A 22,409-nucleotide genomic window follows, 5' to 3' on the forward strand; every position below is an offset into this window, starting at 1 on the left:
ACCGGGAGGGCGATTGCCATCTGGCCGGCTGTGCGGTTGGGACCGCCGAACGCAACCAGCTGCTGCCGTCGGGCGATGTGGCCGAAGGCGATGTCATTCTCGGCCTTGCCTCCTCGGGCGTTCATTCCAACGGTTTTTCGCTGGTCCGCCGTATTGTCGAGCTCTCCGGCCTTGGCTGGGATGCGGACGCGCCGTTCAAACCGGGCACATCACTCGGACAGGCACTCCTCACGCCAACGCGCATCTATGTCAAGCCGCTGCTGGCGGCGATCCGCGAAACCAATGCGATCAAGGCGCTTGCCCACATCACCGGCGGCGGCTTCCCCGACAATATTCCCCGCGTTCTGCCGAAGGAGCTGACGGCCAGCATCGATCTTTCCGCCATCACGGTGCCGCCGGTATTTTCCTGGCTGGCCAAGGTTGGCGGCGTCGCACGCGATGAAATGCTGCGCACGTTCAATTGCGGTATCGGCATGATCGCCGTTGTTGCCCCCGAAAATGCCGATGCCGTGCTCGCTGCGCTGAAGGCGCAGGGCGAGGATGCCGTGCGTCTTGGCACCATGGTTGCCCGCGCCGACAGCGGTGTTGTCTATCAGGGCAACCTGGCGCTGTGAGCAGCGCAGCCCACAAGAAGCGCGTCGCGGTCCTGATTTCGGGCCGCGGCTCCAACATGACCGCTCTGATTGAAGCAGCCAAGGCGGCTGACTATCCCGCCGAGATCGTCGCCGTGATCGCCAACAAGATTGATGCCGGCGGACTGGAAACGGCAAAGGCGCATGGCATTGCGGCCCATGCCATTGCGCATCGCGATTATCCGACAAAGCAGGCCCATGAGGCCGCCGTCTCCGCTGCGCTGCATGCAGCGGGAGCGGAAATCGTCTGTCTCGCCGGTTACATGCGACTGATGTCGGCGGAGTTCGTTCAGGCCTGGGAGGGCCGGATGATCAATATCCACCCGTCGCTGCTGCCGCTGTTCAAGGGCCTGCACACGCATGAACAGGCGCTTGAAGCCGGTGTCCGCGTGCATGGCTGCACCGTGCACTTCGTCACGGCGGGCATGGATGAAGGTCCGATCATCGCCCAGACCGCCGTGCCGGTGCTCAACGGCGATACGCCAGACAGTCTTGCATTGCGGGTGCTTTCCGTGGAACACGAGACCTATGCCCGCGCCCTGGCGCAGGTGGCATCAGGCAAGGCTGCCATGCAGGACGGACGCACGGTTTTCAGCGATTGATCACGTGACGCCGCTGCTTACGCAGCATCTTTCTTGTTCTTTGTCGCAGGCACGATGGTCAATTGAAGGCCAAGTGCGTCGGCGACCTTGGTAATCGTCGCCAGTTCCGGATTGCCCTCACCGCTCAAGGCTTTGTAAAGTGCCTGACGCGTAAGCCCGGTTTTGCGGGCAAGATCGGCAATACCCCGTGCACGGGCCACATCGCCCAGCGCACGGGCTATATGGGAGGCATCTCCGCCCTCACACGCTGCCAGCAGATATTCCTCAATCATGTCGTCGGAATCGAGATACCGCACCGGATCAAATTTCCGCAGCTTGGTCATGATCTACGCTCCTTGAATTCCCGCGCCAATACTTTTGCTCTTTTGATATCCCGATCTTGCGAGGCTTTGTCACCGCCGCAGAGCAGAATGATGACGATGTCGCCACACACGCAAAAATAGACTCGATAGCCGGGCCCATAGTCAATTCGGAGTTCACTCACACCTTCACCCACGGCTTTGACGTCGCCGGGGTTACCGCCGGAGAACCGGCGCAATCTTTCCACTATTCGCACGCGCGCACGGCCATCCCGCAATTTGTCAAGCCACGCGGTGAACACCTCTGTTTCCAGAAAGTTCTTCATCAGTCTTGTAAACCATAGTTGTCAAAATGTATAGATATTCAAAATTGCAGATTCAAAAAACAGTCAAAAATATCAATAAAATCAATTCATTGCCGGGCGAACCCAAACCTTGCTGTCGTGGAAGGCTGCGCCGCCATAGGGCGCCGACGCATCCGAGCCCGTCAGCACGTTGATGCCCTCGCCGCGTTCGAATGCCGAATTGCGGAACAGACCTTCCGAGATCACGACGCCGCGCTTGAGACCGGCATTCAGGCGGGCATGCACCACCACCTCGCCGCGCTCATTGCCGATTTCGACACGCATGCCCTCCTCGATGCCGAGCGCCGCTGCATCGTCGGGATGGATCAGCAGTTCCGGGCGGCCCTCTTTCAGCATCGACGTCGGTGTTTCGGCAAAGGTCGAGTTGAGGAAATTATGCGCCGGTGACGTGCCCAGCCGGAACGGATGTTTTGCATCCGCGACTTCGATGGCTTCCCAATAATCCGGCCACTGCGGCAGAGTCGCGAACGGTCCCTGCGTGCCCATGGACTGCGGCGGACGGTTCGGCGACGGGCTGCCGGTCCAATCCGGCTTGAAGCGGAATTTGCCGTCGGGCCAGTTGAAACCCTTCTCGTAATGCGCGGTTTCATAGTCCGGCTGTACATCGAGCCAGCGGATTTCCTTCAGCACGTCATAGCCCGGCAGATTGCTCGCCGCCATCATATGGTCGATCAGCGTCCGGGCATCGAGATCAAAACCCGGCAGGTCGCCGACACCGAGGCGTTTTGCCAGTTCGTTGATGACGTAGAGATTGGGCCGCGTTTCGCCCGGACCGTCGATCAGCTTGGGGCCGAGCACGATGTGCTGCTGGCCGCCGCCGCGATAGATATCGTCATGTTCCATGAACATGGTGGCCGGCAGCACCACGTCGGCCAGCTTTGCCGTGTCGGTCATGAACTGTTCGTGCACGACCATGAACAGGTCCTCGCGCAGCATGCCCTGCTTGATCAGGCGCTGCTGCGGCGCGACATTGGCGGGATTGGTGTTCTGGATCAGCATCGCCATGACGGGCGGCCCGCCATAGAGCGTATCCTTGTCGCCATTCAGCGCCAGACCGATTTTGGACTGGTCGATATGGCGAACGGAGGAATCCTTGAAGGCCTGCCCTTCGATTTCCCGCTTGTCCATGCGGAAAATGCCGGAGTTGGAGTGGAACGCCCCGCCGCCTTCATGTTTCCACGCGCCGGTGACGGCCGCAATGGACAGGGCCGCATGCATGTTGACCGCGCCATTGCGCTGGCGGGTGAAGCCGTAGCCAAGCCGGAAGAACGTCTTCTTTGTCGTGCCGACCAGACGGGCGAACGCTTCGATCTCCGCGACCGTCAGGCCGGTCAGCGCCGCCGCCCATTGCGGCGTGCGGTCGGCAAGGTGCGCTTCCAGCCCCTTCGGATCGTCCGTATAGGCGTTGAGATAATCCCAATCGGCAAGACCATCGCGGAACAGCACGTGCATGACGGCGCAAGCCAGCGCCCCGTCGGTTCCCGGCTTCAGCACGAGGCCGAGATCCGCCTGCCGCACGGTGGCGTTTTCATAGATGTCGATGGCAACAATCTTGGCACCGCGCTCCTTGCGGGCACGCACCGCATGGGTCATCACATTGACCTGCGTTGCCGCCGCATTGGTGCCCCAGATCACCACGCAATCGGACTTGGCCATTTCGCGCGGGTCAACGCCGCCAAGCTTGCCGGTCCCGGCGAAGAAGCCCGTCCAGGCCATGTTGGTGCAAAAACTGTCGAACTGGTTGGAATATTTCTTGGCGTGCCGCAGGCGGTGCATGGAATCGCGCTGCACCAGCCCCATCGTACCGGCATAGATGTAAGGCCAGATGCTTTGCGAGCCGTATTCCGCTTCGGCCTTGAGGAAGCGCTCGGCAACAAGATCAAGCGCCGCATCCCAGCTTGCCTCTTTCCACACGCCCTCGCCTTTGGAACCGCCGCGGACAAGCGGCTTCAGCAGCCGGTCGGGATGGTGGATGCGCTCGGCATAGCGGGCAACCTTGGCGCAGATGACACCGGCCGTATAGGTGTTGTCCTTGGCGCCGCGCACGCGTCCGATCTGGCCGGAATCGAGCACTTCGACATCCAGCGCGCAGGTCGAAGGGCAATCGTGAGGACAGGCCGAATGGCCCGTGCGGAGAATGACAGCTTTGTTCATGGCCTATCCATAGCGCAGTTTTCGCGCCGCCGGAATGGGCTGGATAGCGGCTGCAGACGCAAAATGTCGCGACCACGCTTGACGCTGGCGAGCGGACTTGATACTTAAGTAATCACTTTAGTATTGAATACTGGTCAAGCTTTGCATGGGAGGCCCGAAATGTCACTGAAACTGTATTTTCACCCGCTATCGTCGTTCTGCATGAAAGTGCTCACCGCACTGTACGAGAACGACACGCCCTTCGAGCCCTGCATGGTCGATTTCATGAACGAAGAGGCAAGTGCCGAATTCCGCAAGATGTGGCCGATCCGGCAGTTTCCGGTCTTGCGCGATGAAGCCAGGGGCCAGACCGTTCCTGAATCCAGCATCATCATCGAATATCTCGCCGAGCATTTTCCCGGCAGGACGCCGCTTTTACCCTCCGAGCGGGAGCCGGCACTGGAAACACGCTTCTACGACCGCTTCTTCGATCTGCACGTGCAAGTGCCGATGCAGAAGGTCGTCACCGACAGGCTGCGTCCCGCGGGCCAGAACGATGCGCTGGGCGTTGAACATGCCAGACAGAAGCTGCGAACCGCCTATGATGTGCTCGAGGACCGTCTCAAAGGCCGGACGTGGGCGGCAGGCAACACCTATACGATGGCGGACTGCGCCGCTTCCCCCGCGCTTTTCTATGGCGACATGGCCGTGCCGATCGGCGAAGGATATCCCGTGCTGACCGCTTATCGCGATCGCCTGATGAACCGGCCATCCTTTGCCCGCGCCCTGGAAGAGGCAAAGCCCTATTTCGACATGGTGCCGAAATAGGCGTCAGGCGAGACGCATCACGGCGGCGCCTGCGGCGATCAGCGCCACGGCGATCAGGCGCTTGGCGCCGACATTCTCCTTGAGAACCAGGGCGGAGATGGCGACGGCAAACAGGATCGACGTTTCGCGCAAGGCGGCAACGGCTGCGACCGGGGCCATGGTCATCGCCCACAGGGCAAGACCGTAGGAGCCGAGCGTGCCGACGCCGCCGACCGTGGCCAGCCGCGTCCGCTTGAGGAAATGCGGCCAGAGGTCGCCCTTGCGGGTCACCACGGTCCAGAGAAACAGGGGAATGGCGTTGAGGGTGAAAACCCACATCGTATAGGCCGCCGGTGCGCCGGAATGCCGGACGCCGATGCCGTCGATCAGGGTATAGGTGGCAATGACCAAAGCATTGATCAAAGCAAAGACCGTCGTGGCGCGGTTGGCCCCTGCCCGCCGCCGCGCCTCCAGCGCCAGCACCAGCACGCCGCAGCAGATCAGGGCAATGCCCGACCATTTCTGCGCAGACAGGAACTCGCCGACCAGCGGACCGCTGGCAATGGCGACGAACAGCGGCGCCGTGCCGCGCATGATGGGATAGGCCTGGCTCATGTCGCCGCTGCGGTAGGCCGCCGCGACAAGCGCGAGATAGATGAGCTGGACCACGCCCGATGCCGCCAGAAACGGCCAGCTCTCGCGCGCCGGTACTGGCAGGAATGGCAGGCAAACCATGGCGATCACCCCCGCCGAAGTCACGACCACGACGGTGTTGAGGAATTTATCGCCCTCGGATTTGACGACAGCATTCCAGCTTGCGTGCAGGAAAGCCGCAAACAGGACAACGAGAACAACCGTTCCGGACATGATCAGACCCCGGCACGCCCGAAATGCGCGTGCTCTCCGCGCTCAATGACACATTTGGGTCATAAGGCAAATTCGATAATCTCATCTTTAACGTTAGAAGTTCTAAACGGCATTGATGCCGTCGACAAAACTGGCAAGACCCGCGCGCAGCGGCGCACCGAATTCCGCGCTTTTGGCGATGCCGTCCGCGTCCAGCTTCTTGCCCTTGAGCGGCAGGGTGAGCGACGCACTCGTGACCACATGCGCCGACATCGTCATCAGGACTTCCATGAGAAGCGGCGTGATACGCTCCGAGTGCGGCGAAATATTGATCAGAAGCACCGGCTTTCCCGGGAATTCGATGCACGACACGAGCCAATCCAGCATGTTCTTGAAGCTGCCGGGAATGCCATGGGCATATTCCGGGCAGGAAATGATCAGACCATCCGCCGCACCGACCTGCTTGCGCAACGCCACAATCTTCTGGGGCGGGTTGTCGCCGTCGAGATCGGGATTGAACGGCGGCAACCCCGCGAGCCCCGCATAAAGCGACACGCTGACACCGGCGGGCACCAATTGACTGCAGGCCTCCAGCACCGACTTGTTCATGGAAACGGCGCGCAGGCTGCCGGACATGGCGAGAAGTTTTGTCATTGGAAGACCTTCGGGAATCAATTTGACAATCAGCATAGCGAGATGCTTGCGATAGCACCAACATCGTGAAACAAGCAGGGCCATGAACTACCGTCACGCCTATCACGCCGGCAATTTCGCCGATGTCGTCAAACACATTATCCTGACGCGGATTGTGCTCTATATGCAGCGCAAGGACCATGGCTTTCGCGTCATCGATACCCATGCGGGTATCGGCCGCTATGATCTGAAGGGAACGGAAGCGGGCAAGACTGGCGAATGGCAGAGCGGCATCGGCCGACTGCTCGAGGCCACACTGGCTCCGGATGTCGCCGCTCTCATTCAGCCCTATCTGGATATTGCCCGCGCCGAAAACCCCGAGGGCGCCATCCGCCACTATCCCGGCTCGCCGCTGATCGTGCGGCACTTGCTGCGCAAACAGGACCGGCTGTCGGCACTCGAACTGCATCCGGACGATGCCCGGCTCCTTGCCGAGCTGTTCGAAGGCGACGTGCAGGTGCGCGTGACACAGCTGGACGGCTGGCTGGCACTGGGCGCCCACCTGCCGCCCAAGGAAAAGCGCGGCCTCATCCTCGTCGACCCGCCGTTTGAAATCGGCGGCGAATTCGACCGTCTGGCGGAAGGCCTGGTCAAGGCGCACCGGCGTTTTGCCGGCGGCACCTATGCCTTCTGGTATCCGGTCAAGGACCGGCAGGAGGTCAAGCGTTTCGCCTCCCTCCTGCACGATACCGGCATTCCCAAAATCCTGCGCGCGGAGCTGATGATTCGAGCGCCCTCGCCGGAACCGCGGCTGGATGGCACCGGCATGATCATCGTCAATCCGCCTTTCACGCTGGAGGGCGAGCTGCGCAGCGTTTTCCCGGCGTTGTCAAAAGTCCTCAGTGACGGGCAGAATGCCGGTTTCACCGTCGATTGGATCCGCGGCGAGCAAGTTGGTGCTTGACCGCGCGCACCGGCTGTCCGACATTGGTCGCAAATCGATACCTCATGGAGAGTGACCCCTATGGCACGCGTTTCCACCCTTCTCGCCACGACCCTTGGCGCTGCACTGGCAATTTCGTCCGCCGTTCCGGCGTTTTCCGCCGATTACCTGCAACGCGCGCCCAGCCAGACCTATGACGATACCTGCGGCAAATCCGGCGTCCTCAATCGCATCGTCAACCGGTTCTCCTATCAGGTGCATCACGTTCCGGGCCTGCAGCAGGTGGCGATCCAGGATTTCAGCGACGTTCATCAGCAGCGCTATGAGCCGAGCCGCAATCCGGAAATGTCCGCCGTCCCGCGCTATTATTGCCAGGCGACCGCCCATCTCTCCGATGGCAGGCAGCGTCCGGTCTGGTACGTGGTCGAAGACGGCTTGGGTTACGCTTCCATCGGCAACAATGTCGAGTTCTGCGTGGCCGGGTTCGACCGCTGGAACGTTTACAATGGCAGCTGCCGCAGCCTGAAATGATCCGTGACCGCTGATGCAGCTCGGCAGCCTGGCGCGCTACGCCCTGTTTGCAGCGCTTCTCGGCGTGTCGGTACTGACCTATCTGCGTGAGCAGCAGCCGCGCGAAAGTCTTGTTCCCTCGCAAACACCCGAGGCCGTGGCAACGGGCGAACGCCAGACAACCGGCGCGCCCGCCGCACCCGTGCCGGCGGGCAGCGGTTTTGATTTCTACGTTCTCGCATTGTCCTGGTCGCCCAGCTATTGCGCCGCCGAGGGCTCGAATGCCAACCGGCAGCAATGCTCGACCGGGCGCCCCTACGGCTTCGTCGTGCACGGGCTCTGGCCGCAATATGAGCAGGGCTATCCGCAGGACTGCACCACCGACGAGCCGCGCGACGTGCCGTTCAGCCAGGCCAGGCAGATCTCCGACATCATGCCGTCCGCCGGGCTCGTCACCTATGAATGGCGCAAGCACGGCACCTGCACCGGATTGACGCAGAAAGACTATTTTTCCGTGATGCGGCAGGCGGTATCGCGCGTTGCCATCCCGTCCGCCTACAGCCAGCCCACCCAGCGGGCGCCCGTCAATCCGCAGCTTGTCGAACAGGCCTTTGTCGCGGCCAATCCGGGAATGACGCGGGATGCGGTCTCCGTCACCTGCGACAGCACATACCTGCGTGAGGTGCGCGTCTGCCTGACCAAGGACCTGCAGTTCCGCAGCTGTCCGGAGGTTGACCGCTCCTCCTGCCGCAGACGCTCCGTCGACATGCCGGGAACGCGGTAGAACATCCATTCCTGCACTGCATGATTTGTCGTGCGTGGTTCGACAAGCTCACCATGAGGGGAAACTGGGGATTGCAGGGAGCACTATTCTGCAACGTTTGTGATGAGTCCTGCAGCCAAACCACCTCCCTCATGGTGAGCTTGTCGAACCACGCACAATTTTGACCGCTTTGCGAAAACCCGCCGGGCGTTTACCGTTCGCCATCGAATCGTCAACCGAGGAGCGTCATCGTGACGAAAGTTCTGTATTCCCCCGCCTCGCCCTACAGCACCAAGGTGCGCATGGCTGCCCATTATGCCGGCATTCCGATTGAAAGTGTCCTCGTGGACACCAATTCGGCCCCGGCCGAACTGATCAACGCCAATCCGCTCGGCAAGATTCCGACACTCATTCTCGACGATGGCAAGGCGCTCTACGACAGCCGCGTCATCACCCAGTATTTCAACCGCGTGTCGGGCAACAAGATTTTCCCGCGCAATGCCGAAAAGCGGCTGGAGGCGGAACAGCTGGAATCCGTTGCGGACGGCCTGTGCGATGTGCTGCTTGCCCATGTCTATGAGCGGCGTTTTCACCCAGAAGAAAAAATCCATCAGCCGTGGCTCGACTGGCAGTGGGCCAAGGCGATCCGCGTGCTCGACTATCTCAATGCGGCGCCGCCGCGCCTCGGCAAGAAGCTGCATGGCGGCCATATCGCGCTGGCCGCCGCCCTCGCCTATGCGACCCTGCGGTTCGAAGGCAAATGGGAAAAGGGCCGTTCGAAACTCAAGCGCTGGCAGAAGCGGTTCGAAGAACTGCATCCCGAGCTTGCGGCGCTTCTGCCGAAGTGAATCCGGAACAACAAAAAAGCCGGGCAGTTTCCTGCCCGGCTTTTTCTGGAGGTCAAGTCCAGATTAGAACTTGTAGCCAACACCAACGCGAACTTCGTTCGTGGTGATCTTGTTCGATACGCTGTCGATGCCGCCCAGATCATAGTCCTTCTTGCCAAAGTCGGTGTAGCGATATTCAACGCGACCAACGATGTTCTGGGTGATCTTGGCTTCCGCACCGGCACCGGCTGTCCAGCCGACGTGCGTCTTGCTTTCGCTGCCCAGAGGACCGGACAGCTTGCTGTCGGTAATGGCAACACCGCCTGTACCGTAGAGCAGGACCGGATCAAGAGCGATACCGGCACGGGCACGGATAGAACCTTCTACGCCCTGCTTGGCCTTGTAGCCGAAGTTGTTTTCCTTGGCACCGGAGTAGCCGATGTCGCCTTCAGCACCGTATACGAACTGGCCGTTCTGCAGGTTGTAGCCGCCGTAAGCGCCACCCTTCAGGCCGTCGGCATCGAGCTTGCCAACACTGGTCTTGTTCTTGTTCCAGCCATAACCGCCGTAAACACCGAGGTATGCACCGGACCAATCGGCCTGGGGCGCCTGGTACGCAGCTTCAGGCGCAGGAGCCTGTTCGGTGATGACGTCAGCAGCGAGAACTGGGGCGGAGAGCGTCAGCACAGCCGCCGAAGCGAGGATCATTGTCTTAAGAGTGCGCATGGCAATCTCCTTTTTTTAAACTCTTCTACACGGAGCGGGCACTTGGTCGGGGGGATAAACCAAAATTTGCGTCCGCTGAACGAGAGGAACATTCGCTTCTCATTGTGGCGGCACTCGCGCCAGACTGTGAAAAGAAACTGTCGAGAAAATGGCAGAAATGCGATGTGTTCATTATGCAACATTTTGAATTAGTCAATGATTTCAACGATGTAAAAATAGTACGACAAAATAGATTTTACGAAATATTTGAGAAAATTTTATTGAAAAGTCCGCAATCCGTCAGTTTCAATATAGTATACTTAACCGATACTTAAACTCTGCATTATGCTTGCATTTTTCAGTCGGTTTTCGTGGCTATACGCACCTTCATCTGGCGAAAATGCCTGAATGAGATGAACAACTGGAATTTCTCATTTGTCAGTGCAGATGCCGCCAAACCCTCGCGCTTTGCCGATATCCTCCCTATATTCAGGCCAATATTCGAGCATGAATCGCAGGACTGGGAGAGCCATTTGCACAGAGATAAGACCGTTGCCCTTGTCACAGGCGGCGCAAGGCGCGTTGGTAAGGCGATTGTAGAGAATCTTGCCGCCAACGGTTTTGCTGTGGCTATTCATTGCAATCATTCGCTCGAAGAGGGCCAGGCCCTGCTGCGTGCAGTAGAGGCGGCCGGCGGCACCGCGGCGGTGGTCCAGGCGGATCTGACCGACGGCGACGCGGTTCGCGGCCTGATCGGCAGCGCCGAGGATGCGCTCGGTCCGGTGGAAATTCTTGTCAACAATGCGTCGATCTTTCATGACGACGGGTTCGGCAATTTCGACGACCACGTCTGGGACAGGCATTTCGCCGTGCATGTGAAGGCCCCGGTCCTGCTGGCGGATGCGATGAAATCGGCGCTTCCCGACGGGGAGAACGGCCTCATTGTCAATATTATCGACCAGCGCGTGTGGCGGCTCACGCCCAAATTCACCTCCTACACCCTGTCGAAAGCCGCATTGTGGGCCGCGACCCAGACCATGGCGCAGGCGCTGGCCCCGCATATCCGGGTCAATGCCATCGGTCCGGGCCCGACCATGCAGGGCGAACGTCAGGAGAGAATCGATTTTGAACAACAAGTTGACGGCCTGCTGTTGAAACACGGGCCCGATCTGGCAGAATTCGGCAACACGATCCGCTATCTCTGGCAGACGCGCTCCATCACCGGGCAAATGATTGCCCTGGATGGCGGGCAGCATCTGGCGTGGGAGACGCCGGATGTCACGGGAATGGCAGAATGACCAACGCACGCAATCATCCGGCAATCGACCCGGCCCCGCCGCTTTCCCCCGACGGGAACGCGGAGGATACCGATGTGATGCTGGATGATGACGGTCCGCTCGCCGAGGAAAACAGCGAGCCGATCCGTGACGTCGCCGCGCTGATCAATGCGATCGAATGGGATTCCAGCGTCGAAAGCGATGGAACGAGCGGTGCCGATGTCATCGGCGAACTGGTCAAGCGGCTGCCCAACAAGCCCGGTGTCTACCGCATGTTCAATGGGGACGGCGATGTGCTCTATGTGGGCAAGGCCCGCAACCTGAAGAAGCGCGTTTCCAACTATGCGCGCGGCCAGGGCCACAACAACCGCATCGCCCGCATGATCCGCGAAACCATGAAAATGGAATTCGTCGTCACCCGCACCGAGACCGAAGCGCTGCTGCTGGAAGCGAATCTCATCAAGCGCTTGCGCCCGCGCTTTAATGTTCTGATGCGGGACGACAAGTCGTTTCCCTATATCCTGCTGACGGCGCCCAAGCAGACCGACCGGCGGCTGGCACCCGGCATTTTCAAGCATCGCGGCGCCCGCTCCTCGAAGGGCGATTATTTCGGCCCCTTTGCCTCGGCGGGTGCTGTCGGGCGCACGATCAACGCGCTGCAACGCGCCTTCCTGCTGCGCACCTGCACCGATTCGTTCTACGAAAACCGCACACGCCCCTGCCTGCTCTACCAGATCAAGCGCTGCTCCGGTCCCTGCACCGGTGAAATCAGCGAAGCGGATTATGACGAGCTGGTCACCGAGACCAAGGCGTTTCTGTCCGGCAAGAGCCAGGCGGTAAAAACCCATCTGTCCGATGCCATGCGCGAAGCCTCCGCCGAACTCGATTTCGAGCGCGCGGCGGTCTATCGCGACCGCCTGTCTGCTCTCTCCCACGTCCAGTCGCATTCCGGCATCAACCCGCAATCGGTTGAAGAGGCCGATGTCTTTGCCATCTACCAGGACGGCGGTACCACCTGCATTCAGGTGTTCTTCTTCCGCACCGGCCAGAACTGGGGCAACCGCGCCTATTATCCCAAGGCCGATTCGTCGCTGTCGAGCGCCGAGGTGCTCGGCGCCTTTCTGGCGCAGTTCTACGACGACAAACCCTGCCCCTCGCTGATCATGCTGTCGGAAACGGTCGAGGATCAGGAGCTGCTCGGCGTCGCCCTGACGGCGAAATCCGACCGCAAGGTGACGATCACCGTGCCGCAGCGCGGCGAGAAGAAGGATCTTGTCGAACACGCGCTCAGCAATGCCCGCGAGGCGCTTGGCCGCCAGCTTGCCGAAACCTCGTCGCAATCGCGCCTGCTCAAGGGGGTCGCCGAAACCTTCGGTCTGGAAAAAACACCGCGCCGCATCGAGGTCTATGACAACTCCCACATCATGGGCACCAATGCCATCGGCGGCATGATCGTCGCGGGGCCGGAGGGTTTTGTCAAAAACCAGTACCGCAAGTTCAATATCCGCTCGACGGAGATCACACCGGGCGACGATTTCGGCATGATGCGCGAAGTGATCGAGCGCCGGTTCAGCCGCCTCGTCAAGGAACACGGCACGCCGGAAAACAAGGACATGCCGGATGCACCGGCGGATGAGGAGATCGATGAATTCGACGAGGAGTCCGATGCCTTCCCCGCATGGCCTGACATCATCCTGATCGACGGCGGTCAGGGCCAGATGAGCGCGGTGCGCGGCATTCTGCAGGAGATGGGGATTGCCGACAAGGTGACGGCCATCGGCGTTGCCAAGGGCGTGGACCGCGATGCCGGGCGCGAGCGGTTTTTCATGGAGGGCAAGCAGTCCTTCACCCTGCCGCCGCGCGATCCCGTCCTTTATTTCCTGCAGCGGCTGCGTGACGAGGCGCACCGCTTTGCCATCGGCACGCACCGCGCCAAGCGCAAGAAGGAAATGGTCAAGAATCCGCTGGATGAGATCGCCGGGATCGGCCCTTCACGCAAACGTGCACTGCTTCATCAGTTTGGCACGGCTAAAGCTGTATCGCAGGCTGCTGTCGAGGATCTGATGAAGGTGGACGGGATATCGGAAGCAATGGCCATCACCATTCGCGATCATTTTCGCACCTAGTTTGGTTTACTTATTGAAATCGGGACACAATTGCGCCCGACTCCGGAATGATGAGCTTGACGTTTGGCGGACAAGCCCGTTTGATCGGCACTGATTTGATTGGTTGGAAATATGCCCAAGAACAACGCCTACTCCTTGCCGAACCTGTTGACCTATGGGCGCATTCTTGCGGTGCCGCTGGTCGTGCTGTGCTTTTTCCTTGAAGGCAGCCTGCAATCCAGCGATGCGGCGCGCTGGGGCGCGCTGGCGATTTTCGCCATTGCCAGCATCACCGACTTCTTCGACGGTTATCTCGCACGCATCTGGAAACAGACCTCGACCATCGGCCGCATGCTCGATCCGATAGCCGACAAACTGCTGGTATCGGCCTGCCTTTTGCTGCTGGCGGCAGACGGAACCATTGCCGGCTGGACGCTGTGGGCGGCGATCATCATCCTGTGCCGCGAAATTCTCGTTTCGGGCTTGCGCGAATATCTGGCGGAACTGAAGGTCAGCGTGCCGGTGAGCCAGCTGGCGAAATGGAAGACGACGATCCAGATGTTTGCCGTGGCCATCCTTTTGGCGGGACCCGCCGGCGACAAGATCGTGCCGCATACCACGCAGTTCGGCATCGCCCTGTTGTGGGTGGCGGCCCTCGTGACACTCTATACCGGCTGGGACTATTTCCGCGCCGGCCTCAAACATGTGGTAGACTAGGCTCATGAGCGTAAAACTTGTTTATTTTGCCTGGGTGCGCGAACGGATCGGCAAGGGCGAGGAGATCATCGAACTTTCGCCCTCCATCGTGACCGTCGGCGATCTCCTGAGCCATCTCAAAACCCGCGGCGAGGAATATGAGGCGGCGCTGGAATATCAGGACGTCATCCGCGTGGCCATCAACCAGGAACATGTCGACCACAAGACGCCGATTGGCGGCGCGCATGAGATTGCCCTGTTCCCGCCCATGACCGGCGGCTGAAGCCATGTCCGGCGCGATCAGACCGCGCGTCGCCATCCAGAGCGACGATTTCGATACGGCCGCTGAAATTGCCCGCCTGACATCGGGACGCCATGACATTGGCGCCGTCGTCACCTTCAGCGGGCTGTGCCGGGATGAAGCCGGGACGCTCCAGGCGCTTGAAATCGAGCATTACCCCGAAATGGCCGCCCGCGAAATCACCCGCATTGCCGGCGAAGCGCTCGGCCGCTGGCCGCTGACGGGGCTCACGGTCATCCACCGCTATGGCATGATCCGGCCGGGCGAGAACATCGTGCTGGTCGTGGCTGCCTCCGCCCATCGCCGCGCCGCCTTTGACGCTGCCGCCTTCCTGATGGATTATCTGAAGAATGCCGCCCCCTTCTGGAAGAAGGAACACCTTGCCAGCGGTGCGGCGAGCGGCTGGGTCGAGGCCAAATCGACCGATGCGGCGGCGCTCAAGCGCTGGCACGAGGCAAAGGAATGAGACGGCTTGCCATTCTCTCGCTCATTATCGGCTTCATCGGCGTGATCGCGCTGTTCGGCCTGTCGTTCAAGGCACACAGCGAAAGCCGCGTGCCGGTCATTACTAATGTGTCCTGGCTGGCGGAAGACATCAATGGCGGCGGCGTCATCGACTTCGCCCAGACAACCCTGCTGATCGGCCGTGACGGTGCGGTGAGCGGTTCCGGCGGCTGCAACCGCTTCATGAGCAAGGCTGTGGTCAAAGGCCGCAAGCTCACATTCAAGCCGGCGGCGGCAACGCGCAAACTCTGCCCGCCTGCCCTGATGGATCAGGAACACAAGTTCTTTGCGGCGCTGGAACGCACCCGTTCCTTTTCGGTCGTCGGCGGCAAACTCACCTTGCGCGATGCATCGGGCAAAACCATTGCGCAACTGGCGCGGCAGGACTGAATTCACGGCCCTTTAAAACAAAAAAGCCGGGAAAATCCCGGCTTCTTGCTGTCTCAGCTGAAACAATCAGCCGACGACTTCCGTACCGGAGAACCAGTAGGCGATTTCTTCAGCGGCTGTCTCAGGCGCATCGGAACCGTGAACCGAGTTTTCGCCGATCGACAGGGCGAATGTCTTGCGGATGGTGCCTTCATCGGCATTGGCCGGGTTGGTGGCGCCCATGACTTCGCGGTTGCGGGCAATGGCGTTTTCGCCTTCCAGAACCTGGACGATGGTCGGTGCGGAGGACATGAACTCAACGAGTTCGCCGAAGAAAGGACGTTCCTTGTGAACGGCGTAGAAGCCTTCGGCTTCGCGGCGGCTCATCCAGACGCGCTTGGAAGCAACAACACGAAGACCAGCCTCTTCCAGCTTCTGTGTGATGGCACCGGTCAGGTTGCGGCGCGTCGCGTCGGGCTTGATCATCGAGAAAGTGCGTTCAATCGCCATGGAATAAAACCTTGTCGTTAGGGGAATTGGATGGCGGCTCTATAGCGTCAGGCAGCCCCTTTGCCAAGGGGCTGTGCCGAGAAACAGGCAATGGCATGGTGCGTGGTTCGACAGGCTCACCATGAGGGCGGTGGTTTGATTGCAAAGCTCATCTCAGATGTTGCAGAATATGGCTCCCTGCAATCCTCAATCTCCCTCATGGTGAGCCTGTCGAACCACGCACAACCCTGATGCCCAAATTGCAGACCTATGCAGCAGCGCTGATCTCGCGGGCAATGCCGCCATGCAGATCGAGGCAGCGCTCGAACCAGTCATGCACCGGATCCTTCTCATCCAGCAGCTTGAACGGCGTCAGCACCCGCACCCACTGGAACGCGCCGAACACGATGTAATCGCTGAACAGCGGGCCCTCGCCGCCGATGAACGGCTGCGACAGCAGCATCTTGCGCAGGGGTTCGAGGCTCTTGGTGAAGGCGTCGTGCCTGGCGTCACGTTCGGCAGCCACCTCCTCCAGCGGACGGCCGAAGATTTTCTCGCGGCTTTCGCGGAAATAGGCCTGGTTCGGCGCATCAAGAATATCGTGCACCGGCATGAGGATGACGAGATTCAGATAGGGATGCAGCGTCATCTGCGACCAGCCCTCGACGAAGCGGGCCATGGCCCGGCCACCCTCGCCCTTGAACAGCGACGGCCGGTCGGGATAGGTGTCTTCCAGATACAGGGCGATCTCGAAGGAATCCGCCACCCGCTTGTCGCCATCGCGGATGATGGGCACCTTTGGCGAGAACGCGCCTTCGAGCGCCGGAATTCCCTTGAACGACACGCGATTGCGGTTGAACGGCAGGCCCTTATGGGCCAGCGACATCACGGTTTTCCAGCAATGCGGGCTGAATGGCCTGTTCAGATCCGTACCGACGAGTTCGTGCAGAATGATTCCCATGGAAAGGCGCCTCTGTTTGGATATTATGGCAGCAAGACTGACGCATTTCGGCAGAAAGTCAATTTGCTGCAACAGTATTTTCGCATGCCCGCCGCTCCGTTCGAACGTGCCCAATCGGACACAGATATCGCCTAACCCCACTTTCCCGCGCAATCGGGCGATATCTGCTGCATGCACGGCTTGCGAAAAGCGCATTTCCCGTGCAAAAGCGCGGCCATGCTTATTCTCAACGACATATCCGTGCGTATGGCCGGACGCCTGCTGATCGATCACGCCAACCTCAACCTGCCGTCGGGCACGAAGGCGGGTCTGGTCGGGCGCAATGGCGCGGGCAAATCCACCCTGTTCAAGGTGATCACCGGCGAGATGCCGGCGGAAACCGGCGATTTCTTCCTGCCCAAGAACATCCGCATCGGCCAGGTGGCGCAGGAAGCGCCGGGAACGGAAGATTCCCTGCTCGAGATCGTGCTGGCCGCCGACCAGGAGCGCACCGCCCTTCTCGCGGAGGCCGAAACCGCCACGGACCCGCACCGCATCGCCGAAATCCACATTCGCCTGGTCGATATCGACGCGCATTCGGCCGAAGCGCGCGCCGGTGCGATCCTCTCCGGCCTCGGCTTCGATTCCGAAGCGCAGAAGCGCCCGGCCTCATCCTTCTCCGGCGGCTGGCGCATGCGCGTGGCGCTGGCGGCCGTGCTCTTCGCCGAGCCGGACCTTCTGCTGCTGGACGAGCCGACCAACTATCTCGATCTGGAAGGCACGCTGTGGCTGGAGGATTATGTCCGCCGCTATCCGCACACGGTCATCCTGATCAGCCATGACCGCGACCTTCTCAACTCAGCCGTCAATTCGATCATTCATCTCGACCAGACCAAGCTGACGCTGTGGCAGGGCAATTACGACCAGTTCGAGCGCCTGCGCAGCGAGGCGCTGGAGCTGCAGCAGAAGCAGCGCACCAAGCAGGAAGCGCACCGCAAACATATGGAGGCCTTCGTCGAGCGTTTCCGCGCCAAGGCGTCCAAGGCCAAGCAGGCACAGTCCCGCCTGAAGGCGCTGCAGAAGCTGAAGCCGATTTCGTCGGTGATCGAAGACCATGTGGCGCCGTTCCATTTTCCCGAGCCGGAAAAGGTCGTGGCATCGCCGATCATCGCCGTTGAAAGCGGTGAAGTCGGCTACACACCGGGCAAGCCGGTGCTCAAGCATCTCAACCTGCGTATCGATGCGGATGACCGTATTGCGCTGCTGGGTTCGAACGGCAACGGCAAGTCGACACTGGCCAAGCTGATCAGCGGACGTCTCGCGCTGCAGAGCGGCCGGATGACGGTGGCGCCGAACCTGAAGATTTCCTTCTTTGCCCAGCACCAGCTCGATGATCTGGTGCCCGAGGACAATGCCATCGAGCATGTGCGCAAGCTGATGCCCGATGCGCCGGAATCCAAGGTGCGGGCCCGCGTCTCGCAGATGGGCCTGGCCACGGTGAAGATGAACACGGCGGCAAAGGACCTTTCCGGCGGTGAAAAGGCGCGTCTTTTGATGGGTCTTTCAACCTTCCAGGGGCCGAACCTGCTCATCCTGGACGAGCCGACCAACCATCTGGATATCGACAGCCGTGAAGCGCTGATGCATGCGCTCAACGATTTCGACGGCGCCGTCATCCTGATTGCGCACGACAGGCATCTGATCGAAGCCACCATGGACCGGCTCTGGCTGGTGCGTGACGGTGCGGTTGCGCCCTATGACGGCGATCTCGACGCCTATCGTTCGCTGGTTCTGGCCGATGCCAAGGCCGAGCGCTCCGGCAACAGCAAGATCAACGTCGATGACGGACAGAAGCTGAGCAAGGCCGAGCAGCGCAAGCTGTCGGCGCAGAAGCGCGAAGCGCTGAAGCCGCTGCAGAAGAAGATCCAGGAAGCCGATGCCATGGTGCAGCGCTTCCAGAAGAAGATCGAGACCCTGCAGGACCAGCTGGCCGATCCGGTCATCTACAGCCGCGAGCCGGCCAAGGCGACGCAGATCGGCAAGGAAATCGGCTATGCCAAATCCTCGCTCGCCCGGGCGGAAGAGGAATGGCTGACGCTGTCGACCGAATATGAAGAGGCGATGGCCGATCTGTAACGGGAGCGTTACCCCTCAGTGCGTGGTTCGTGGTTCGACAAGCTCACCATGAGGGATCTGGGTGGGCTGCAAGGAGCCATATTCTGCAACGCCTGTGACTAGCTTTACAACCAAACCACCTCCCTCATGGTGAGCTTGTCGAACCACGAACCACGCACGAGCTATATGCAACTCTTGTTGAATTGTCTGCCGTGACCCGGTCTTCTAGCATTCTGCCTCAAATGTTGAGAGGCTGGCATGGAGGTCACGGTCTATATTCTGCTGTGCTCGGATGGATTCTATTATACGGGACTGACAAAACAGGAGATTGAAGCGCGCGTTTGGGAGCACAATGCGGGCATTTGCGATGGATACACAAAATATCGCCGCCCGGTCCAACTCGTCTTTACTGAGACTTATGACCGTATCCTTGATGCCATAGCACGGGAGCGGCAAATCAAAGGTTGGTCGCGCGTAAAGAAACAGGCCCTTATTGCGTTGGAATACGAGCGCTTGCCACAACTTTCAAAGAACCATAGCAAAATTTGAGAATCTAAGAGATTGCATTGCCATTGTGCGTGGTTCGACAAGCTCACCATGAGGGAGGTGGGTGGGCTGCAAGGAGCCATATTCTGCAACGCCTGTGACTAGCTTTACAACCAAACCACCTCCCTCATGGTGAGCTTGTCGAACCACGAACCACGCACCATCACCCCTTCTCACCAACGGCAAAAATCGCAAGAGAGGGGATTTGCAGGTCGAAATCCTCCCCTCTCCTGGATTTTCCGGATCGTCCGGAACTGTCGCCCGCCCCTCGTCAGGGCGGGCTTTTTCGTGCCGCTACGGCAGATCAGCCGCGAACACCGTCTTCCTGCGCAACGGCAGGGCGAAACCGGCGATCATGGCGGCAAGACCGATCATCGTCGAGACCGCAAAGATGATCATCGTCGCGTCGCGCAAGGCTTCGGGGCTTGTTGCCTGGGGATAGCCGGCGGCATTGGCGACCAGACCGGCCACCGCAGCACCGATGGCATAACCGGCGGATTGCAGGGTCGGCAGCAGGGCCGAGGCCCGGTCACGCTCGCCGTCGCGCGCCGATTCCATCACGCTCTGACTCAGGAAGCCCCAGCTGACCCCGAACCCGGCGCCGATGCTCATCTGGCCGACCAGAACCACACCCGGCAGATCGGCGGAAAAACCGAGCACGAGCACCGCAAGTCCCGTCACCAGCAGTACCGGTCCGAGCCGGATCATCCGCGACCGGCGGCGCGGGTCCTGCACATTGGCCACCAGAATGGCAATGGTGCTCCACGCCACGGCAAAGCTGGCACTGAACGCACCGGCCATGGTCGGGCCATAACCCCAGAGACTCTGCAGGGTCATGACGAGATAGACCGAGGTGGACGCCTGGGCGACGGGCATCAGCAGCACGATCCACAGGCCGATGCCAACCGTCGACGTCAGGGCAAAGGCATCGGACGGGAACAGCGGCGTGCGGCTGCGGCGGTCAACCGCAACGACGGCAACAAGAACGGCCGCAGCGCCGGTGACACACAGGACTTCCAGCGTCAGAGTCTGCATGATGCCGGCAAGCGCCACCAGCATGATGCCGCCGCCAATCGCGCCCAGCCGCAGGAAAGGCACGGACAGCGGTGCGGCTTCGGCCGCCGAACGCGGCACGATGCGGAACACCAGCGCAATGAAAATGAACGCCATGGGAACATTGACCAGAAATGCCGCGCGCCAGGATACAGTTTCCGTCAAAAGCCCGGCAACCAACGGACCGCCAAAGGCCGCAATGGCCCAGACGACGGCTTCGGCGCCAAACACTTTTGCCACCAGGCGCGACGGGAACAGGTCGGGAATGAGGGCATAGCAGATGGCGGCGATCACGCCCTCGCCCAGCCCCTGCAGGGCGCGGCCGACAAGCACTTCCGTCATCGACGAGGCAAAGGCGGCGATCAGCGTGCCCGCGAGAAAGACGATGGCAGCGCCGACCAGCGCCCGGCGCGGGCCGAGCCTGCCCTTCAGCAGCGCGCCGCTGGCACCGCCGACAATGGACAGGACGAGATAGAGCGTGAAGGCCCAGGAAATCAGCTTCAGCCCGCCGATCTCGCGCACCGCCGTCGGCAGGGAGGTGGAAACGAGAAACCCGTTGAAGGCAAACAGCGCCACGCCGAGGCAAAGCGTCGTGGTTGCGGCGGAAAACTGCGGGGTCAGCAGCTCGGACCAACGGGCATCGCTGGCTGTATCGTCGGGGTCTTGCATGGCGTCACCTCAATTAAATAAGTTTTATGTTTTTATATTCCGCTTAATAAAATAAGCAATCGCTTTTTAAAAAGAATTTTGTTACATTGCCGATATGCAGGATCGAACGACAAATCGCATGCTCTATTCCCTGAAAGTCGCCGGCGCGCAGACCGCCGCGTCCCTGGCGGATCGTCTCGGCATTACCTCCGTCGCGGTGCGGCAGATGCTTGGGCGGCTGCATGAGGATGGCCTCGTCGCCTTTGAAGACAGCCGCGAGACCGTTGGCCGCCCGAAACGCTTCTGGCACCTGACCGAGGAAGGCAACGGGCAGTTTCCCGACAATCATGCGGCGCTGACGGCCGATATCCTGGCGTCCGTGTCAGCCGTGTTTGGCGATGCGGGGCTCGACAAGCTGATCGCGCACCGCGAAGCCGCCACGCTCGACCACTATCGCACGGAACTCGCCGACGCGGGCTCCCTCGAGCAACGGGTGCAGCGTCTGGCGGAAATACGCTCCGCCGAAGGGTACATGGCGGAAACCACACGGGATGCGGCGGGTGCGCTGGTTCTGGTGGAAAACCACTGCCCGATCTGCGTGGCCGCCAGGGCATGCCAGAAACTGTGCCGGTCGGAGCTCGATGTGTTTCAGGCGGCGCTCGGTCCCGATGTCGAGATCAGGCGCTTCGAGCATATATTGAAGGGCGCCCGGCGCTGCGCCTACCGGATCACGGAAAGGCCGGGCGACAGCCCTCAGCTGGCAATGAAGCTGTAGAGCATCGGGCTCATATAGCCTTTCCCGACGCGCCAATAATCGCGCATCGGCCCGCCCTCGCATTGAAAGCCGAGCCGTTTGGCCAGCCGGATCGAAGCGGTGTTGTCGGGATGGATGATCGCCGTGATGCGATGCGCCTTCAGATGGGCCACGCAGTAATCCATCAGGGTCTTGACCGCCTCGCTCATCAGCCCCTGCCCGTGCCACTCGCGGCGCAGGATGTAGCCGATTTCAAGCCGGTGATTGCTGACCTCGCGGTGATGATAGTTCACCATGCCGATGCACTCGTCCGTGGTCCTGTCGGCCACCGCCCAGGCCATCGAATCGTAGGGGGATGTGGTCTTTGCCAGGATGCGCAGGCATCGCCGCGTTTCTTCCATCGTCGTGCAGGCGGTGAAGCCCCAATACTGCGTCAGCGTTTCGTTCGCGAGGCAGGCGTGCAGCCCGGCTTCATCGCGGCTTTCGAACGGACGCAGGCGCAGGCGCGGCGTTAGCAGTGTCGGGCAGGCATTGCTCGGCGACACGA

The 22,409-nt window shown here is 60.6% G+C and carries 26 protein-coding genes; 16 read left to right on the forward strand and 10 right to left on the reverse strand.

Annotated features, from left to right (window positions below; all coding sequences use genetic code 11):
* Both purM and purN read left to right on the forward strand, forming a co-directional pair.
* Positions 1-614 (forward strand): phosphoribosylformylglycinamidine cyclo-ligase (gene purM, locus RDL77_RS17995; RefSeq protein ID WP_288194064.1); only part of this gene is annotated, 614 nt, incomplete at its 5' end.
* The gene (gene purN, locus RDL77_RS18000; protein WP_288194066.1) at positions 611-1,234 is read left to right on the forward strand and encodes a phosphoribosylglycinamide formyltransferase; all 624 of its coding nucleotides are present in this window, start codon (positions 611-613) and stop codon (positions 1,232-1,234) included. The genes purM and purN, both read left to right, overlap by 4 nt.
* 17 nt (positions 1,235-1,251) lie before the next feature.
* On the opposite strand, the gene RDL77_RS18005 is transcribed toward purN, so the two are convergent.
* From RDL77_RS18005 to RDL77_RS18015, 3 genes are all read right to left on the reverse strand, one after another.
* Entirely contained in the window at positions 1,252-1,557 is a 306-nt protein-coding gene (locus tag RDL77_RS18005) for an addiction module antidote protein (RefSeq protein ID WP_288194067.1), read from the reverse strand.
* Complete coding sequence (locus tag RDL77_RS18010) at positions 1,554-1,859, reverse strand: type II toxin-antitoxin system RelE/ParE family toxin (RefSeq protein ID WP_288194068.1); 306 nt, start codon at positions 1,857-1,859, stop codon at positions 1,554-1,556. Before RDL77_RS18010 ends, RDL77_RS18005 begins: the two co-directional genes overlap by 4 nt.
* An 81-nt stretch (positions 1,860-1,940) precedes the next feature.
* Positions 1,941-4,052 (reverse strand): molybdopterin-dependent oxidoreductase, encoded by a 2,112-nt coding sequence (locus tag RDL77_RS18015; RefSeq protein WP_288194070.1) that lies wholly within the window; start codon positions 4,050-4,052, stop codon positions 1,941-1,943.
* Between the two features lie 159 nt (positions 4,053-4,211).
* Between RDL77_RS18015 and RDL77_RS18020 the strand changes: the two genes are divergently transcribed.
* Entirely contained in the window at positions 4,212-4,859 is a 648-nt protein-coding gene (locus RDL77_RS18020; RefSeq protein ID WP_223611216.1) for a glutathione S-transferase family protein, read from the forward strand.
* Positions 4,860-4,862: 3 nt separating this feature from the next.
* Here the strand turns inward: RDL77_RS18020 and RDL77_RS18025 are convergent, their stop codons facing one another.
* Both RDL77_RS18025 and RDL77_RS18030 read right to left on the reverse strand, forming a co-directional pair.
* A complete protein-coding gene (locus RDL77_RS18025; RefSeq protein WP_288194072.1) occupies positions 4,863-5,705 on the reverse strand; it encodes an EamA family transporter in 843 nt (280 codons plus the stop codon).
* Positions 5,706-5,807: 102 nt separating this feature from the next.
* A complete protein-coding gene (locus RDL77_RS18030) occupies positions 5,808-6,338 on the reverse strand; it encodes an NADPH-dependent FMN reductase (protein WP_288194073.1) in 531 nt (176 codons plus the stop codon).
* An 82-nt stretch (positions 6,339-6,420) separates the two neighbouring features.
* On the opposite strand from RDL77_RS18030, the gene RDL77_RS18035 reads away from it, so the two are divergent.
* The 4 genes from RDL77_RS18035 to RDL77_RS18050 all read left to right on the forward strand — a co-directional run bounded on the left by RDL77_RS18035 (position 6,421) and on the right by RDL77_RS18050 (position 9,381).
* Complete coding sequence (locus tag RDL77_RS18035) at positions 6,421-7,281, forward strand: 23S rRNA (adenine(2030)-N(6))-methyltransferase RlmJ (protein WP_288194074.1); 861 nt, start codon at positions 6,421-6,423, stop codon at positions 7,279-7,281.
* A 60-nt stretch (positions 7,282-7,341) separates the two neighbouring features.
* On the forward strand, positions 7,342-7,791 hold the full coding sequence (locus tag RDL77_RS18040) for a hypothetical protein (protein ID WP_288194076.1): 450 nt from the start codon (positions 7,342-7,344) through the stop codon (positions 7,789-7,791).
* A 13-nt stretch (positions 7,792-7,804) separates the two neighbouring features.
* On the forward strand, positions 7,805-8,554 hold the full coding sequence (locus RDL77_RS18045) for a ribonuclease (protein WP_288194077.1): 750 nt from the start codon (positions 7,805-7,807) through the stop codon (positions 8,552-8,554).
* Between the two features lie 230 nt (positions 8,555-8,784).
* Entirely contained in the window at positions 8,785-9,381 is a 597-nt protein-coding gene (locus tag RDL77_RS18050) for a glutathione S-transferase (RefSeq protein ID WP_223611222.1), read from the forward strand.
* Between the two features lie 63 nt (positions 9,382-9,444).
* Here the strand turns inward: RDL77_RS18050 and RDL77_RS18055 are convergent, their stop codons facing one another.
* Positions 9,445-10,086, reverse strand: coding sequence for an outer membrane protein (locus RDL77_RS18055; RefSeq protein WP_223611223.1), 642 nt, complete (start codon positions 10,084-10,086; stop codon positions 9,445-9,447).
* A 512-nt stretch (positions 10,087-10,598) separates the two neighbouring features.
* Between RDL77_RS18055 and RDL77_RS18060 the strand changes: the two genes are divergently transcribed.
* From RDL77_RS18060 to RDL77_RS18085, 6 genes are all read left to right on the forward strand, one after another.
* Positions 10,599-11,363, forward strand: a complete 765-nt coding sequence (locus RDL77_RS18060) for an SDR family oxidoreductase (RefSeq protein ID WP_223611224.1) — start codon at positions 10,599-10,601, stop codon at positions 11,361-11,363.
* The gene (gene uvrC, locus RDL77_RS18065; protein ID WP_374042748.1) at positions 11,360-13,468 is read left to right on the forward strand and encodes an excinuclease ABC subunit UvrC; all 2,109 of its coding nucleotides are present in this window, start codon (positions 11,360-11,362) and stop codon (positions 13,466-13,468) included. Before RDL77_RS18060 ends, uvrC begins: the two co-directional genes overlap by 4 nt.
* Before the next feature lie 111 nt (positions 13,469-13,579).
* Positions 13,580-14,164 (forward strand): CDP-diacylglycerol--glycerol-3-phosphate 3-phosphatidyltransferase, encoded by a 585-nt coding sequence (gene pgsA, locus RDL77_RS18070; protein ID WP_223611225.1) that lies wholly within the window; start codon positions 13,580-13,582, stop codon positions 14,162-14,164.
* 4 nt (positions 14,165-14,168) lie between these two features.
* Positions 14,169-14,426: a molybdopterin converting factor subunit 1 gene (moaD, locus tag RDL77_RS18075; RefSeq protein WP_288194079.1), complete on the forward strand. Its 258-nt coding sequence runs from the start codon at positions 14,169-14,171 to the stop codon at positions 14,424-14,426.
* 4 nt (positions 14,427-14,430) lie between these two features.
* Positions 14,431-14,910 (forward strand): molybdenum cofactor biosynthesis protein MoaE, encoded by a 480-nt coding sequence (locus tag RDL77_RS18080; RefSeq protein WP_288194081.1) that lies wholly within the window; start codon positions 14,431-14,433, stop codon positions 14,908-14,910.
* The gene (locus RDL77_RS18085) at positions 14,907-15,338 is read left to right on the forward strand and encodes an META domain-containing protein (protein ID WP_288194082.1); all 432 of its coding nucleotides are present in this window, start codon (positions 14,907-14,909) and stop codon (positions 15,336-15,338) included. The genes RDL77_RS18080 and RDL77_RS18085 overlap by 4 nt, the downstream gene beginning before the upstream one ends.
* 66 nt (positions 15,339-15,404) lie before the next feature.
* Here RDL77_RS18085 and ndk read toward each other — a convergent pair whose 3' ends face one another.
* Positions 15,405-15,827: a nucleoside-diphosphate kinase gene (ndk, locus tag RDL77_RS18090; protein ID WP_077114036.1), complete on the reverse strand. Its 423-nt coding sequence runs from the start codon at positions 15,825-15,827 to the stop codon at positions 15,405-15,407.
* Between the two features lie 247 nt (positions 15,828-16,074).
* Positions 16,075-16,767, reverse strand: coding sequence for a glutathione S-transferase family protein (locus RDL77_RS18095; protein WP_288194087.1), 693 nt, complete (start codon positions 16,765-16,767; stop codon positions 16,075-16,077).
* Positions 16,768-16,983: 216 nt separating this feature from the next.
* Here RDL77_RS18095 and RDL77_RS18100 point away from each other — a divergent pair, with 216 nt between their 5' ends.
* Both RDL77_RS18100 and RDL77_RS18105 read left to right on the forward strand, forming a co-directional pair.
* Complete coding sequence (locus RDL77_RS18100; RefSeq protein WP_288194088.1) at positions 16,984-18,882, forward strand: ABC-F family ATP-binding cassette domain-containing protein; 1,899 nt, start codon at positions 16,984-16,986, stop codon at positions 18,880-18,882.
* A gap of 237 nt (positions 18,883-19,119) precedes the next feature.
* Positions 19,120-19,410 (forward strand): GIY-YIG nuclease family protein, encoded by a 291-nt coding sequence (locus RDL77_RS18105; protein ID WP_288194089.1) that lies wholly within the window; start codon positions 19,120-19,122, stop codon positions 19,408-19,410.
* Positions 19,411-19,701: 291 nt separating this feature from the next.
* Here RDL77_RS18105 and RDL77_RS18110 read toward each other — a convergent pair whose 3' ends face one another.
* A complete protein-coding gene (locus RDL77_RS18110; protein WP_288194090.1) occupies positions 19,702-21,129 on the reverse strand; it encodes an MFS transporter in 1,428 nt (475 codons plus the stop codon).
* 118 nt (positions 21,130-21,247) lie between these two features.
* Between RDL77_RS18110 and RDL77_RS18115 the strand changes: the two genes are divergently transcribed.
* Entirely contained in the window at positions 21,248-21,883 is a 636-nt protein-coding gene (locus RDL77_RS18115) for a metalloregulator ArsR/SmtB family transcription factor (protein WP_288194091.1), read from the forward strand.
* Here RDL77_RS18115 and RDL77_RS18120 read toward each other — a convergent pair.
* Positions 21,862-22,407 carry a GNAT family N-acetyltransferase gene (locus RDL77_RS18120; protein WP_223611232.1) on the reverse strand — a complete coding sequence of 182 codons (546 nt, stop codon included), beginning with the start codon at positions 22,405-22,407 and terminating at the stop codon, positions 21,862-21,864. The genes RDL77_RS18115 and RDL77_RS18120 overlap by 22 nt on opposite strands.
* Positions 22,408-22,409: the final 2 nt, after the last annotated feature.

This window comes from uncultured Phyllobacterium sp. (assembly GCF_902479695.1).
GTDB lineage: Bacteria > Pseudomonadota > Alphaproteobacteria > Rhizobiales > Rhizobiaceae > Phyllobacterium > Phyllobacterium calauticae.

What these genes read in the sequence shown, in the direction of transcription:
- RDL77_RS18005 (WP_288194067.1), bottom strand. Translation starts at nt 1,557, where the DNA reads ATGACCAAGCTGCGGAAATTTGATCCGGTGCGGTATCTCGATTCCGAC.
- RDL77_RS18010 (WP_288194068.1), bottom strand. Translation starts at nt 1,859, where the DNA reads ATGAAGAACTTTCTGGAAACAGAGGTGTTCACCGCGTGGCTTGACAAA.
- RDL77_RS18015 (WP_288194070.1), bottom strand. Translation starts at nt 4,052, where the DNA reads ATGAACAAAGCTGTCATTCTCCGCACGGGCCATTCGGCCTGTCCTCAC.
- RDL77_RS18020 (WP_223611216.1), top strand. Translation starts at nt 4,212, where the DNA reads ATGTCACTGAAACTGTATTTTCACCCGCTATCGTCGTTCTGCATGAAA.
- RDL77_RS18025 (WP_288194072.1), bottom strand. Translation starts at nt 5,705, where the DNA reads ATGTCCGGAACGGTTGTTCTCGTTGTCCTGTTTGCGGCTTTCCTGCAC.
- RDL77_RS18030 (WP_288194073.1), bottom strand. Translation starts at nt 6,338, where the DNA reads ATGACAAAACTTCTCGCCATGTCCGGCAGCCTGCGCGCCGTTTCCATG.
- RDL77_RS18035 (WP_288194074.1), top strand. Translation starts at nt 6,421, where the DNA reads ATGAACTACCGTCACGCCTATCACGCCGGCAATTTCGCCGATGTCGTC.
- RDL77_RS18040 (WP_288194076.1), top strand. Translation starts at nt 7,342, where the DNA reads ATGGCACGCGTTTCCACCCTTCTCGCCACGACCCTTGGCGCTGCACTG.
- RDL77_RS18045 (WP_288194077.1), top strand. Translation starts at nt 7,805, where the DNA reads ATGCAGCTCGGCAGCCTGGCGCGCTACGCCCTGTTTGCAGCGCTTCTC.
- RDL77_RS18055 (WP_223611223.1), bottom strand. Translation starts at nt 10,086, where the DNA reads ATGCGCACTCTTAAGACAATGATCCTCGCTTCGGCGGCTGTGCTGACG.
- uvrC (WP_374042748.1), top strand. Translation starts at nt 11,360, where the DNA reads ATGACCAACGCACGCAATCATCCGGCAATCGACCCGGCCCCGCCGCTT.
- pgsA (WP_223611225.1), top strand. Translation starts at nt 13,580, where the DNA reads ATGCCCAAGAACAACGCCTACTCCTTGCCGAACCTGTTGACCTATGGG.
- moaD (WP_288194079.1), top strand. Translation starts at nt 14,169, where the DNA reads ATGAGCGTAAAACTTGTTTATTTTGCCTGGGTGCGCGAACGGATCGGC.
- RDL77_RS18080 (WP_288194081.1), top strand. Translation starts at nt 14,431, where the DNA reads ATGTCCGGCGCGATCAGACCGCGCGTCGCCATCCAGAGCGACGATTTC.
- RDL77_RS18085 (WP_288194082.1), top strand. Translation starts at nt 14,907, where the DNA reads ATGAGACGGCTTGCCATTCTCTCGCTCATTATCGGCTTCATCGGCGTG.
- ndk (WP_077114036.1), bottom strand. Translation starts at nt 15,827, where the DNA reads ATGGCGATTGAACGCACTTTCTCGATGATCAAGCCCGACGCGACGCGC.
- RDL77_RS18095 (WP_288194087.1), bottom strand. Translation starts at nt 16,767, where the DNA reads ATGGGAATCATTCTGCACGAACTCGTCGGTACGGATCTGAACAGGCCA.
- RDL77_RS18100 (WP_288194088.1), top strand. Translation starts at nt 16,984, where the DNA reads ATGCTTATTCTCAACGACATATCCGTGCGTATGGCCGGACGCCTGCTG.
- RDL77_RS18105 (WP_288194089.1), top strand. Translation starts at nt 19,120, where the DNA reads ATGGAGGTCACGGTCTATATTCTGCTGTGCTCGGATGGATTCTATTAT.
- RDL77_RS18110 (WP_288194090.1), bottom strand. Translation starts at nt 21,129, where the DNA reads ATGCAAGACCCCGACGATACAGCCAGCGATGCCCGTTGGTCCGAGCTG.
- RDL77_RS18115 (WP_288194091.1), top strand. Translation starts at nt 21,248, where the DNA reads ATGCTCTATTCCCTGAAAGTCGCCGGCGCGCAGACCGCCGCGTCCCTG.